We start from the raw sequence: 14,059 nt of genomic DNA, 5'->3' as shown, positions 1-14,059 counted from the left end.
AAGATATCAAAATTTTGCCATTTCATATATAATTGTGTGTGGAGAAATATCTGTAACTATTTGTAAAAATAGGGGGTGGCTATAAAAATGCAAGAAATTGCTAGATGGGATTTAAATCGATTGTATTCGAATGAGGATATTCTATTTCCGATTTTGGAGTTGAAAGAGAAATATTTTGTAACAAAAGATGTAGAGGTTCTTTCAAAGCTAATACAAGCTATTGAAAAAGCAGAATACTATTTGTACTGTAGATCAGTTGAAGAAAGTGTACCATCTGACCTTACTAAATTGACCGTGAAAGTGAAGGAACTAAAAAATGAATTACAGCAAGTAATAAAACATAATGAAGTGGAAACTTCAGATAATACTAAGTTAATAAAAGATGAGCTTAATGCGTGGGAAAATATGTACATACAATTACGGGATAGGATAGAGATAGAGCGCAATAATAGACAATTATCTTTTGGACAAGCAAATACTATTGCAATGAATAGTGATAATGAAAAGGAAAGATTAGAAGTATTCGAGTTACTTACAAGTACTTTACATAAGGAAAAAGAAATCTTTGCTACTGTATTAAATCAAATAGGGAGATTGCGTAATGCAAAGAGTAATGAAATAGAAGATAGAGAGATTTTAACACAATCTTTTCATGCGAATGGCATTTCAGAAACTGTATTATTCCAAATGTGGAATGCGACAGAAGAAAACCTTGATAAATTAGTAAGTGCTTTAAACGTGTATAAGAAAGGAAAAGCTTCAATTACATGGCATGAACTTATGACGGTAAAGGAAAGTAATGAGGTCATGATTCCTTTTTCAGTAGCAATACAAAACGTTTATGATGCATGTAAGAATATTGATGAAGAATTAGCAGAATTTGCACGTAATGCGATAGAAAGTGGTTGGGTAGATGCTGAACCGAGAGAGAATAAACCATCAGGTGGGTTTTGTGCTCCATTTTTCAGTGAGAAAGAATCGCGAATTTCCATTCGTTATGATGGGAGTATAGATAGTGTAAGAGTGCTCGCTCATGAATTAGGACATGCTTGGCATTTTTATAATATGAGTTTTGAACAATCTACATCTTTTTTAGATGATTATTTGCCAATGAGTACGGCTGAATCAGCATCTATTTTCTTTGAAACGGTACTCTTAAATTATCTAATTGAAACAACGGATAGTAAAGATATGAAAAAGTCATTACTTAGCTGGAAAATAAGAAATAGTTTTAATTATGTAATGGCAATACGAGCATCGTATCAGTTTGAAAAAACATTTTATGAAAAATGTAAAGAGGGTCCTTTAAGTGCTGATGAAATTGAGAAATTATCTATAATTGCACAAAAACAAGCTTATGGAAAAGCTTTAAGTGAATACCAGCCGTTTGTATGGATGAAATATATTCAATTTTATATAGCAGATGTTCCTTTTTACAATTATCCATACACATTTGGATATTTAGTAAGTTTTAGCTTATTAGAAATAGCTCAAGAAGGTAAAAGTACTTTTCATTCGAAATATAAAGAGTTCTTACGAGAAACAGGAAAGGCTCCAGTAGAGGAGCTTATGAAAAAACATTTTGAAATAGATATAAAAAATTATGAATTTTGGAATAAAGCTTTTATTCAAATTTCTAAAGACATTGATGAATATTTGCAGCTTATGTAAGGGGAGAGTACAGTGGATCAGCAGTTTATAAAAGGTATACCTTTTTCAACTTTAGAATATGCAAAAGCTATAAGTTTATTAAAAGGTTGGCTACATGAACAACAAGGGAAACCAAGGTTTGTAGTAACTGCAAATCCTGAAATTGTTATGTCTGCAAAGGAAAATACGGAAAAATCAAAGGAGTTTAAAAAGATGTTACTATCTGCGGATTTAATAACAGCGGATGGGATTGGTGTCATAATTGGCTCGAAAATATTAAAAGGAACTTTGAAAGAACGTGTTACTGGGGCGGATTTAACTCACGATTTAATAAAATATTGTAACGACAATGAATATCGTGTCTTTCTTTTTGGAGCTGCGCCAGAAAGTAATAAAAAGGCATTAGAAAAATTAAATGAGCAGTTCCCAGGAGCACAATTTAAAGGACAGCATGGATTTGTAAATGGTGAAGAAATAGAAGAAATAAAAATGAAAATTAAGCAGTTCAAGCCGCATTTACTACTCGTAGGACTAGGTTCACCAAAACAAGAAGAGTTTATCTATGAAAACATACAAACATTAAACGTTCCGCTATCTATTGGTATCGGAGGCATGATTGATATAATATCTGGTACTGTAAAAAGAGCACCAAAAATAATGAGGGATACTGGAACTGAATGGCTGTATAGGTTACTCTCACAGCCGAAAAGATTAAAGCGACAACTTGTACTTCCGAAATTTTTATTATCGGTTATGTCTGAGAGGATTAAAGGGATTAATTAATAAAGGGGATTACATACATGAGCAGAATTGGCATTATCGGAGCAATGCAAATTGAAATAGATTTACTTTTAGAAAAACTAGTTATACAAGAGGAACAGACAATAGCGGGAATGCCTTTTTATATTGGAGAATTCATGGGAACAGAAGTAATTATTACACGTTCTGGTGTAGGGAAAGTAAATGCAGCTGCATGCGCGCAAACATTAATTCATAAATTTGATGTAGACTCTATCATTAATACGGGCGTTGCTGGCGGATTACATTCAGATGTAAAAGTCGGCGATATAGTTATTTCAACGAATGTTACTCATCATGATGTAAGTAAAACTCAAATGAAAAACTTATTTCCGTTCCAAGAGGAATTTATTGCAAGTAAGGAATTGGTAGAGTTAGCACGTAAAGCTTGTATTAGTAGTAGTTTACAGATTGCAGTTCATGAAGGAAGAATTGTCAGCGGTGAATGTTTTGTTGAAGATTCAAAGTTAAAGGCGAAATTAATAGACGAATACGCACCTCATTGTACAGAAATGGAAGGGGCAGCAATTGGACATGTTGCCTATATAAATGATATACCGTTTCTCATTATAAGATGTATTTCTGACAGCGCAGATGATGAAGCTCAAATTTCTTATGATGACTTCGCGAAAACTGCTGCGAATTATTGCTCAGAAATTATTATTGAGATGCTTAAAAATATATCTGGTAAAACTATAGTCCAAAAGGAGAGATAGGAATGTTACAAGCATTAATTTTTGATATGGATGGAACATTATTTCAAACAGATAAAATTTTAGAATTATCGTTAGATGATACTTTTGATCACTTAAGATCACTTCAATTATGGGATACGGTAACACCGATTGAAAAATACCGTGAAATTATGGGTGTGCCGCTACCGAAAGTTTGGGAAGCTTTATTACCGGACCATTCTATTGAAATAAGAGAACAAACAGATGCATATTTTTTAGATAGACTAATTGAAAACATAAAAAGCGGAAAAGGCGCTTTATATCCAAATGTCAAAGAAATATTTACATATATAAAAGAAAATAATTGTTCAATTTACATTGCTAGTAATGGTTTGAAAGAATATTTACGAGCAATCGTAACGTATTATGCTTTAGACAAGTGGGTGACAGAAACGTTTAGTATTGAACAAATACAATCGCTAAATAAAGGTGACTTAGTTAAAAGTATTATGAACAACTATGATATAAAAGAGGCAGCGGTAGTTGGTGACCGGCTATCTGATATAAATGCAGCGAAAGACAACGGTTTACTTGCAATTGGGTGCAATTTTGATTTTGCGCAAGAAGATGAACTTGCTCACGCTGATATAGTAATAGATGATTTAATAGAGTTAAAGCGGATACTGCCTGCTGTACAGAGATAAAAAGTGTGTGCATTTTTTCCAAGTCCTATATGTCTTATTTTATGGAGGGAGTATGCTTAAAAATAATTTTAAAATTAGTAATATTCCTGCGGTTTTGTGGGGAGAGAAGAGTGAAAAAGTTTTTATTGCAGTACATGGAAATATGTCAAATAAGGAAGATGCAGTTATTCAAATATTAGCTGAAGAAGCCAATCGAAAAGGTTATCAAGTATTAAGCTTTGATTTACCTGAGCATGGAGAAAGAAAAAATGATAACACTCCTTGTAAAGTACAGTTTTGTGTTAATGAATTATCTATAATTATGAACTACGGAAAAGTACATTGGAAAGAAATAAACGTATTTGCATGTAGTATGGGGGCGTATTTTAGTCTTTTAGCTTATCAAAATGATGTGCTAGAAAAGGCATTATTTTTATCACCAGTAGTTAATATGGAACGAATTATTGAAAATATGATGAAATGGTTTAATGTAACACCGGAGCTTTTGCAAAAAGAAATGACTATAGAGACACCTATTGGTCAAAAGTTATATTGGGATTATTTATGCTATGTAAAAGAGCATCCTATTCATACATGGAATACAGATACATATATTATGTACGGAGCTAAGGATGAACTGTGTGAACTTGAAACTATTAACTATTTTACAGAAAAACATCGTTGTGAATTAGAAGTTATGGAGACGGGTGAACATTACTTTCATACCGAAGAACAGTTAAAGATATTTGAACAGTGGTTACACAAACATATCGATTAACAAATTATAATTTATCTTGAACCTGTTAGAGAAGAATGAGGAATATATAAACTGATAGTATATTTGAGAGAAATTATAAATGGTGAATGTATACACTTAAACAAACAGATGCTTTAGTTCAATAAGAATTAAAAAACTTTAAAGAGCCTTACGACACACTAGATTGTAACAAGGCTCTTATATTTTCATAATAAAATTAATCAACTGTATTATCGATTTACATATGAAGTGAAGTATATGCATACTATGAATTAAATAAAGTAATAAGCATAAAAATGCTCAGAATAAATGATTCTCGAGCATTTTTATGTATTTTCGTACTTAGGGGGAATGGACTTGAAAGATATACATACTCAACAAATAGAAAATTTAATGGAATATGAATTCAGTCATCTCGTTCAAGACAGTGAAGAAGAGGGCTTTAATTTCCTTATAAGGCTAATAAATGAATATAAAAACAAAATAAATGTATTCAATAAAACTGGAGAATGTTTATATGGTATTTTCCAAGGGGATATGTTAGTCGGAGTTGAAGGTTTAAATAAAGATCCGTACACAAAAGACAATAAGATTGGGCGGTTAAGGAGATTTTATATTTTAAGGGATTATCGGCGTATAGGGTTAGGGAACTTATTATTAAACCAGCTATTATGTCATGCGGAAAAGTATTTTGAAGTGATTGTTTTACATACTGACACGAAGCAAGGGGATGTGTTTTATACTGCAAATGGATTTGTGAAAGGGGGATTATATAAGGGATCAAGTCACTACAAAGTATTATAGAGATTGCTATCCAAACAATAGCTACGGAAAGGTATTTTCGTTGATAAATCGATATATCTTAAAAAATCGCTGATATATATGAAGGTGCGACCCTTATATTAGAAACAACTTTTATAATTTCATTTACCAAATTGTTATTATAAAAAAGAGCACCTTAGCTTTTAAAATTTAGCTTATAAGGTGACTCCTTTTCAGTCAATTACGTTTTAACCTTCATGTGTTTCAATAATAATCCTGGTTTACCTTTTACATAATAAAAATGCGGATTATTTTCATCATCATAAAGCATAATATAAGGCTTTTCTTTTAGTGGGAGTAGTATAAGTACTTCGTCTATTGTAGTGTGTAACCATTGATTAGTAATAGAAACCGGCTTAGATAAAGGGATTTTTATCATATAGCCATCTTTTGGAACGACATTTAAGTTTTTAAATGGACCAGTAATTGATTTAGCGTATTGAACTGCTTCTTTTTGGATTACTGGATCTAAAGATTGTTTTTGAATGACCATTTCTTTTTGACAATCAAATACTTCAATTTGTTGATTTGTATTTGCGAACGCATTTGTTGATAATAGAAATAGAAGAAGAGAAATGACCCCGATTTTTTTTATCATAGTACAACACCTCACCATTACTATCCCCTCAAAAGCTTTAAATATTTTTCTGTCACATTCATGTAACAAAGATGTTGTATGATACAATTGGTTTTTGTTTAAAAGTAATGGAGGAAAAAATATGAAAGTTTTAATTGCAGATGACGAACAAGATATGTTAAGGATTTTAAAAGCTTATTTTGAAAAAGAAGGCTTTGAAGTATTATTAGCGAAAGACGGAGAGGAAGCACTTCAAATATTTTATGATGAAAAAATTGATTTAGCTATTTTGGATTGGATGATGCCGAAACATAGTGGTATTACTGTCTGTCAGGAAATAAAAAAGAATTCAAGCGTAAAAGTATTAATGCTTACGGCGAAAAGTGAAAGTGAAGATGAATTAGCAGCGCTTCAAAGTGGGGCAGATGAGTACGTAAAAAAACCATTTCATCCAGGAGTACTAATTACACGAGCGAAAAAACTTATTCAGCATGATGATATTATTCAAGTACAAGATGTAAAGATAAATTTCGCCAAAAATAAAGTATATAAAAATGATATAGAGTTAGAAATTACAAAAACAGAGCTCGAATTAATAAAATGCTTTTTAAATCATAAAGGAACTATTTTAACTCGTAAAAAATTGTTAGACATTGTATGGGGATTTGACTATTTTGGAGAAGAGAGAACGGTTGATACACATGTAAGAAGGCTGCGTAAAAAAATTGGAGAAAATATTATTAAGACGCATCGTGGGCTGGGTTATAGTTTGGAGGAACAAAGTGAATAAACTTGGGAAAAAGCTATTTCTCAGCATTTCTTTAACCGTTATTCTTATATTTACAATTTCTTTATTATTAATTAACTTTCTCCTACCGAAATATAATATTTATAAAACACGTGAAAACTTAAATGAATTTACAACTCAAATACAAAATGCGCCAGTCAATGATTTAGAAGATGTTATTCATACAATTGAAAGTGAAAATAATGTTACAATTGCGTATACGCCAATTAATCAGTCAGAAGATGCTATGAACGACGCGTTACGCATGCAACTTACGAAAAAGAAAGTAACGTTAAATAAGCTTTGGATTACGAAAGACGAAGTTATGAAAGTGAAGACGGAAGGGCAATCGAATAAACTGTACGATCAAGGAAAGGTAAAAGCGAGTTTTTTTGCTAAATATATTGCGAAAGATGATACGATAATTTTAATTGGGACTTCTATTGCGAATTCAAATGAAATTATAAATACGTTAAATACATTTTACTTATATATCGTATGTTTCTCGCTTCTTCTTATTATTTTACTTGTGTGGATACTTTCAAAAATAATAACGACGCCACTGAAAGAGCTAAGTGATGTAGCTCAGGATATTTCACATTTGCAGTTTAAAAGAACGAAAGTGAAAACGAATGATGAAATAGGAGAGTTGGCCAATAGTATTAATATCATGAGTGAAAAACTACATGAAGCACATCAAGACTTAACTGATCGTAATGAACATTTAAAACGATTTATGGGTGATGTAACGCATGAATTAAAGACACCGATCGCATTAGTAAAAGCATACTCTATGGGGATTAAAGATGGATTAGATGATGGGACTTATGTAGATACAATTATTAAACAAACAGATCAAATATCAAACTTAATTGAAGAACTATTACGATTTTCTAAACTAGAAAGAGATATTTTACAAAAAGAAGAATTCCCCATTGAACCACTGGTCCAGAGTATATTAGATAAGCATCACATTGAACTGGATTCGAAAGAAATTAACTTGCAAGTAAATTGTAATGCGGGCGATACAATCGTTTATGCAGATTTAAATAAAATGAGAATGGTGTTTCAAAATTTAATTTCTAATGCGATAAAATATACAGCAAATCAAAACATAATAATTACATTAGAAGATAGAAATAAAAGTATATATTTCCAAATAAAAAATGGCATTCCTACAGATAAAATTAAGGATATCGAGAAAATTTGGGAGCCTTTTTATGTACTAGAATCTTCTCGTAGTAAAGAAAAATCAGGTACAGGATTAGGTTTAGCGATAGTGAAAAGTATTTTAGAAAGGCATGGTTTTGAATATGGAGTTTCCTCTATAGATGGAGAAATTCAATTTTATATAAATGTGAAAAAGGACTAATGAAAATATTAGTCCTTTTTGCAGCTTTAGAGATTAGCGATATAGGATGAATCACCATAATTTTCAAAATTGATGTATTAAATGGAGAATTAGCAAATGTTCTACTTTCATTAAATTCACGTGAAGTTCACAGGAAAACGTTATATTTACATAGTTATATTTGAATTTAATGAAGTGAGGTATTCAGATTTGAAAAGAAAGAAATTAGTAATTTGTAGCATTTTAATGGGTATGACGTTATCTTTATCTGCATGTGGTTCATCAGATAATATTGTAACGACAAAAGCAGGAAGCATTTCAGAAAGTGATTTTAACAAAAAATTAAAAGAAAACTACGGTAAACAGAATTTATCTGAAATGGTAGTAGAAAAAGTATTAAATGATAAATATAAAGTTACGGATGAAGAGGTAACGAAACAACTAAAAGAATTAAAAGACAAGATGGGCGATAATTTTAATACATATATGGAATCCAATGGTGTGAAAAATGAAGATCAGTTGAAAGAGAAATTAAAGCTTACTTTTGCTTTTGAAAAAGCTATTAAAGCAACCGTAACGGAAAAAGATATTAAAGATCATTATAAGCCAAAGCTTCAAGTTAGCCATATTTTAGTAAAAGATGAAAAGACAGCAAAAGAAATTAAAGAAAAATTAAATAGTGGCGAAGATTTCGCGGCATTGGCTAAACAATATTCAGAGGATCCAGGTTCTAAAGAAAAAGGTGGGGAACTATCTGAATTTGGACCTGGTATGATGGTGAAAGAATTTGAGGATGCTGCGTATAAGTTAGAAGTTGGTCAATTGAGTGAACCTGTTAAATCTTCTTTCGGATATCATATTATTAAGCTAACGGATAAAAAAGAGCTTAAACCGTATGAGGAAGAGAAAGAGAATATTCGTAAAGAATTAGAACAGCAACGTATACAAGATCCTCAATTCCATCAACAAGTTACTAGAGATCTGCTTAAAAATGCAGATATAAAGGTATCTGATAAAGACTTGAAAGATACCTTTAAAGAGTTAGAAAAATAATAAATGGAATGTAAGGCAAGCGATAGAAATATCGGTTGTCTTTTTCTCTATTTATCCCGCTATTTGCCGGGCAGTAAGACCCCACCTCAAAATCCAGCGAAAACAAAGAAGTGGCCCTGCTGCTCGTAAACGCCCAATTGGTGAGGGCTGATTAAAGTTTCACTTTATAAAGAAGGAGGAAGTGGGAAAATACTTTCATACCTGCATTAAATTTTACTTAATAAGAAATCTTTGAGTTTCTCAACTTTTATATAAAATAAAACTGAATTTTCAGTTATTTTGTTATATAGTAAAAGAGAACGAATAAGGGGAGGGAACATTTTGAGTAAAAAGAAAATGGCAATTACACTGTCAGCAATGCTATCTGCAACAATTATACCTAGCTTTACTATGGATGTGCATGCAGAGAAGAAGGAAGAGACTAAAAGTACGAAAATTCAATTAGAAAATGGGATGACAAAACCGATTTATTCTCTCGATGAAGCTATTATCGAAAATTTATATGTAGAGACAGAAGTTGATAGTGATCGAGACGGTAAGAAAGACAGAGTATCGATAAAAGTTATGCGTCCAAAGACAGATCCGAATGTGAAAGTTCCTGTTATTTATGAAATGAGTCCATATCGATCTGGATTAAAAGATGTTCCTGTATATAATGTAGATGAAGAATTGTATGCGTATGAAGGAAAACCGTATGGAGCGGTTAATCTTGGTTCGTATGGGAACTATTACGTGCCAAGAGGTTATGCAGTTATTCTAGGCGAAAGTATCGGTACTGGAAAATCAGATGGATGCCCTACAACTGGAGATGAACAAGAGATACTCGGGACAAAATCTGTTATTGATTGGGTAAACGGTCGCGCGAAAGCATTTACAGAACAGGGTGAGGAAGTTCAGGCAAATTGGTCTACAGGAAATGTAGGTATGACTGGAGCTTCCTATAATGGTACTTTACCAAATGCTGTTGCGACTACTGGAGTCGAAGGTTTAAAAACAATTATTCCAATCGCAGCAATTAGTAGTTGGTATGATTATTATCGTGCAAATGGTGCAGTCATTGCTCCAGGCGGATATCAAGGAGAAGATACAGATAATATGGCAGAAGCAGTACTGACAAGGGAAAATCCTGAAGTTTGCGGACAAGTTATAAAAGAATTAACGGCTGGACAAGACCGAAAAACAGGTAATTATAATGATTTTTGGGATAAACGTAACTATGTAAAAGATGCTAAAAATGTAAAAGCGAGTGTATTTGTTGTTCATGGTTTAAACGATTGGAATGTCAAGACGAAACAGTTCGCGCAATGGTGGGAAGCACTTGCGGAAAATAATGTTCCTCGTAAAATGTGGCTACACCAAGGTGGTCATGGTGGGACATCAAGTAATAACTGGCAGCAAACACAAAATAAATGGTTAGATTATTGGTTGTACGGAATTGAAAATGGAATTATGGATGAACCAATGGTTGATGTGCAACGAGAAAATAAAACGTGGCAAAAGATAAAAAATTGGCCAGATCCAGCGGCTGTACCTTCAAAAATCCGTATGTATTTAAGTAATAAATCAGTCAATTTACCATTAAGTATGGGAGCGGCTAATAAAGTTTTCTCAGTCTTAGATGATGCACAAATGAAATCAAACCAATTAGTAGCAAACCCAGAATTAGAAGTAGCAAATCGATTAGTATATACAATGCCTGTACTGCAAAAAGATACGCGTATAAGTGGTACACCAAAGATTTCAATTACAGGAAATATTGATCGATCTGTATCAAATTTAACAGCATTACTTGTTGACTATGGAGGAGCGAAGCCGGAAATCGTAACGAGAGGCTGGATGGATCCACAAAACTTAAAGAGTATAGAAAATTCAACAGCGATTCAACCGGGCAAAGATTATACATTTACATGGGACATGCAGCCAGATGATTATGTATTTAAAGTGGGGCATCAAATCGGAGTTGTTTTAATTGCAAGTGATTATGATTATACAATTAGACCGAAAGCTGGCACGAAACTTACAGTGAAATTAAGTGAAGTGACATTGCCGATTGTGAAATAAATATTTTTTCTAAAGAACTTACTAAAGTAAGCTCTTTAATTTGTAGTCTGAATTTTTAATTTTTATATTTCAAATTGGAAGGTTATGTAATACAATATCATTATATTCTATGGAAAGTGAGTGATATATTATGACAGTCAGCTCTTTCGAAATATCATTAAAATTAGAGGTACAGGAAGATTAGTTGAATTGAAATCTTCCGTACGTAAAAACGGAGGAGAAAATAAATGTTTAGCTTTTATAGTACACTTTGTACGGAACTGTATGATTACACAAAACCAGTCGGTTATTCTTTAAATGGTGATATTGAGTATTACAAAGAACGTTTAAAAGATTGTAGAGGAAGAATCCTCGAAGCTGCAGTAGGTTCAGGGCGTGTCATCATTCCGCTTCTAGAGGCTGGTTTTAAAGTGGATGGGATAGATTATTCACCTGAAATGCTAGATTCTTGCCGTAAGCGCTGTAAAGAGAGAGGCTTACATCCTAATTTATATGAAGGAAGCTTGCAACAATTTTCACTTCCGCATAAATATGACGCAATTATCATTCCTACTGGATCTTTTTGTTTAATTGAAAAACGTGTGGATTCTATAAATGCATTGAAATGTTTTTATGAACATCTTAATCCAGATGGACGATTAATCGTAGATATTATGCTTCCGCATGACTGGAAGACTGGGGAAATTCATACATCGACTTTCTCTTTGCCGAGTGGAGACGGAATCACATTAGAAAATAAATCAATTGAAATAGATTGGCTGAACCAAGTTACTGTATCATATTTGAAATATGAAAAGTGGAGTAAAGGACAGTTAGTACAAACAGAACTACAACGCTTTGCGGTACGTTGGTGTGGAATAGAAGAGTTTAAACTTCTGTTAGAAAGTATAGGTTTCTCTAACATTACTTGCTCTGCTGAATATGATTATGAAAAAGAACCGTCAAATGCAAATCAAATGATTACTTTTGAAGCTATGCGAAAAGAATAGAACTAAAACTATGAATAAAAAATAAGGCAATCGATTTAAAATCGGCTGCCTTATTTTTAATTTTATGTAATGGTTTATAGAGAAAGATTGGAGGGAAATAAATGAAACTTATATTAATATTTGGCCCACAAGCAGTTGGAAAAATGACAGTGGGGCAAGAATTAGCAACATTAACCGGTTTAAAACTTTTTCATAACCACATGACAATTGATTTAGTAAGTCCAATTTTTGATTACAGTACGAAAGAAGCAAAAAGACTAGTAAGTTTATTTCGTAATGAAATATTTGAAGAAGTATCTAAAAGTGATTTATTTGGAATGATTTTTACGTATATATGGGCATTTGACCTCCAAGCGGATTGGAATTATATACATCATGTAGAAAGTATTTTTTGAATCAAAAGGTGGGACAGTGTATTTTGTAGAGCTGGAAGCGGAATTAGATGAAAGATTAGAACGAAATAAAAGCCCGAATAGATTAGAACATAAACCGAAAAAAAGAGATATTGAGTGGTCTGAAAATAATTTGAAAGAAACGATGAAAAAGCATAGATTAAACTCTCTTCATGGTGAAATTGAAAAAGAAGAGTATATAAAAATTAATAACACGTATTTGAGTGCAAAAGAAGTAGCGGAAATGATTAAAGAGAAGTTTCAATTGTGAAATTTTTGAAGTCTATTTCGTTTTCGTTGTCCAAGCATTCTCCTACTAATTACATATACTATTTATGTTAAAGTCGGCTACTATTTTATATAGGGCTGTTATTTTCCTATAAATGCTATTTTAGTGAAGTGGGAGGAATCAATTTGGAAAACGTAGAACAAGATAGAATTGAAAATCAAGTGTATTCAAATCGTGTAGTAAGATCAGAATTTGATTCGAATTGGGAAACTTGTATATCAAAGAGTGGTTATGTAATTTATGTAGCAACAAGTAATAATGCTGAAGTAATAGTGCTTCTTGCAGATGGTTCAAGTAAATTATTAATTTTCGAAAAAGGCGGTAAAGTAGTAGTTGGTGGCGGCGGAACAAGTCATTACAGTAAGCCGCATATTGCAAGAAATATTTAAGATAGAACATGTTAATTAAGAAGAAGCTGGAAAACGGTTGTCATTCATGTTTAGGGCATGATAGACGAACCGTTTTTTATTTGTTTATAAATTTAGAAGAACTTCATTGATTACAAATACATCAGGATGAGCAGCGAAATTAGAAGAAAACTTGGCGGGTAATGGTACAAAATATTATGTAGGTTTGCAAGAATCTTATAAGCGATATAAAAAAGCATTTCCTATTTGGGGAAACACTACTTCTATGTTATAGTATAATAGTGTTTTTAGATAGTGCTATTTTAATATATTTATAATTTTGTTATGTATTATTTTTATATTAAATAACCGTCTAAAGTATTTTTTTATATAAGGAGTAATAATTAGAGGAATGAAAAATATAGACTTTATACTAGAAAGTGATGAGGCATTAAAACCGTCTGAACGATTAGTACTATTATTATTAGAGAAGCATAGAATGTTATATACGAACGATCTATTGGCATTATCAAATTTATCATATAAAACATTAACAGATTCATTAACGGCGCTAGTTTTAAAATCGTATGTGTTAAAGGAAACAGGTAAGGGAAGAAGACAGAATTGCTATAGATTAGTATGATAAGGCAGCTGTTTTAGAAATTTTTACATATGTTTTTTCGATTGTAAGGTGAAATTGTATTTTTGTTTTCAAACGAAAAACTTACTACAAGAGGGGCTAAGGTAGTAGTGTTTCATTTTTGTAAATGTAATTATTTCATCATTGAAAATACAAAAATAAAATAAACCGCATAAAACAGAAATAAAA

General features: G+C 32.0%; 14 protein-coding genes and 1 pseudogene. 14 read left to right on the top strand and 1 reads right to left on the bottom strand.

Annotated features, from left to right (window positions below):
* The first annotated feature begins 87 nt into the window (after window positions 1-87).
* The 6 genes from HMPREF1014_RS14320 (at window position 88) to HMPREF1014_RS14295 (ending at window position 5,366) form a co-directional block, all read left to right on the top strand.
* On the top strand, window positions 88-1,671 hold the full coding sequence (locus HMPREF1014_RS14320) for a M3 family metallopeptidase (protein ID WP_001155370.1): 1,584 nt from the start codon (window positions 88-90) through the stop codon (window positions 1,669-1,671).
* A 12-nt stretch (window positions 1,672-1,683) separates the two neighbouring features.
* The gene (locus tag HMPREF1014_RS14315; protein WP_000372662.1) at window positions 1,684-2,433 is read left to right on the top strand and encodes a WecB/TagA/CpsF family glycosyltransferase; all 750 of its coding nucleotides are present in this window, start codon (window positions 1,684-1,686) and stop codon (window positions 2,431-2,433) included.
* A gap of 17 nt (window positions 2,434-2,450) precedes the next feature.
* Complete coding sequence (locus HMPREF1014_RS14310) at window positions 2,451-3,164, top strand: 5'-methylthioadenosine/adenosylhomocysteine nucleosidase (protein WP_000086546.1); 714 nt, start codon at window positions 2,451-2,453, stop codon at window positions 3,162-3,164.
* Window positions 3,165-3,166: 2 nt separating this feature from the next.
* Window positions 3,167-3,826 carry an HAD hydrolase-like protein gene (locus HMPREF1014_RS14305; protein WP_000938421.1) on the top strand — a complete coding sequence of 220 codons (660 nt, stop codon included), beginning with the start codon at window positions 3,167-3,169 and terminating at the stop codon, window positions 3,824-3,826.
* 52 nt (window positions 3,827-3,878) lie between these two features.
* Window positions 3,879-4,583 (top strand): alpha/beta hydrolase, encoded by a 705-nt coding sequence (locus HMPREF1014_RS14300; RefSeq protein ID WP_000916868.1) that lies wholly within the window; start codon window positions 3,879-3,881, stop codon window positions 4,581-4,583.
* Window positions 4,584-4,871: 288 nt separating this feature from the next.
* Entirely contained in the window at window positions 4,872-5,366 is a 495-nt protein-coding gene (locus HMPREF1014_RS14295) for a GNAT family N-acetyltransferase (protein WP_009327066.1), read from the top strand.
* A 199-nt stretch (window positions 5,367-5,565) separates the two neighbouring features.
* On the opposite strand, the gene HMPREF1014_RS14290 is transcribed toward HMPREF1014_RS14295, so the two are convergent.
* Window positions 5,566-5,982, bottom strand: coding sequence for a hypothetical protein (locus HMPREF1014_RS14290; RefSeq protein WP_000591769.1), 417 nt, complete (start codon window positions 5,980-5,982; stop codon window positions 5,566-5,568).
* A 121-nt stretch (window positions 5,983-6,103) separates the two neighbouring features.
* Between HMPREF1014_RS14290 and HMPREF1014_RS14285 the strand changes: the two genes are divergently transcribed.
* From HMPREF1014_RS14285 to HMPREF1014_RS14250, 8 genes and pseudogenes are all read left to right on the top strand, one after another.
* Window positions 6,104-6,751 carry a response regulator transcription factor gene (locus tag HMPREF1014_RS14285; protein ID WP_000865979.1) on the top strand — a complete coding sequence of 216 codons (648 nt, stop codon included), beginning with the start codon at window positions 6,104-6,106 and terminating at the stop codon, window positions 6,749-6,751.
* Complete coding sequence (locus tag HMPREF1014_RS14280; protein ID WP_001037256.1) at window positions 6,744-8,120, top strand: sensor histidine kinase; 1,377 nt, start codon at window positions 6,744-6,746, stop codon at window positions 8,118-8,120. Before HMPREF1014_RS14285 ends, HMPREF1014_RS14280 begins: the two co-directional genes overlap by 8 nt.
* Window positions 8,121-8,309: 189 nt before the next feature.
* A complete protein-coding gene (locus tag HMPREF1014_RS14275) occupies window positions 8,310-9,152 on the top strand; it encodes a peptidylprolyl isomerase PrsA (RefSeq protein WP_009327065.1) in 843 nt (280 codons plus the stop codon).
* Window positions 9,153-9,473: 321 nt separating this feature from the next.
* On the top strand, window positions 9,474-11,213 hold the full coding sequence (locus HMPREF1014_RS14270) for a Xaa-Pro dipeptidyl-peptidase (protein WP_000038312.1): 1,740 nt from the start codon (window positions 9,474-9,476) through the stop codon (window positions 11,211-11,213).
* A 227-nt stretch (window positions 11,214-11,440) separates the two neighbouring features.
* Entirely contained in the window at window positions 11,441-12,202 is a 762-nt protein-coding gene (locus tag HMPREF1014_RS14265) for a class I SAM-dependent methyltransferase (protein ID WP_000490905.1), read from the top strand.
* Between the two features lie 101 nt (window positions 12,203-12,303).
* Window positions 12,304-12,865: pseudogene (locus HMPREF1014_RS31295) on the top strand (AAA family ATPase).
* A gap of 143 nt (window positions 12,866-13,008) precedes the next feature.
* Entirely contained in the window at window positions 13,009-13,272 is a 264-nt protein-coding gene (locus tag HMPREF1014_RS14255; RefSeq protein ID WP_000432429.1) for a hypothetical protein, read from the top strand.
* Window positions 13,273-13,642: 370 nt separating this feature from the next.
* Window positions 13,643-13,873, top strand: a complete 231-nt coding sequence (locus HMPREF1014_RS14250) for a hypothetical protein (RefSeq protein WP_000789031.1) — start codon at window positions 13,643-13,645, stop codon at window positions 13,871-13,873.
* The last annotated feature ends 186 nt before the right edge of the window (window positions 13,874-14,059 follow it).

The sequence above is a fragment of the Bacillus sp. 7_6_55CFAA_CT2 genome, assembly GCF_000238655.1.
Classification (GTDB): domain Bacteria; phylum Bacillota; class Bacilli; order Bacillales; family Bacillaceae_G; genus Bacillus_A; species Bacillus_A cereus.
The sequence above is the reverse complement of the archived record's forward strand: the minus strand, read 5'-3'. Positions and strand labels throughout refer to the sequence as shown.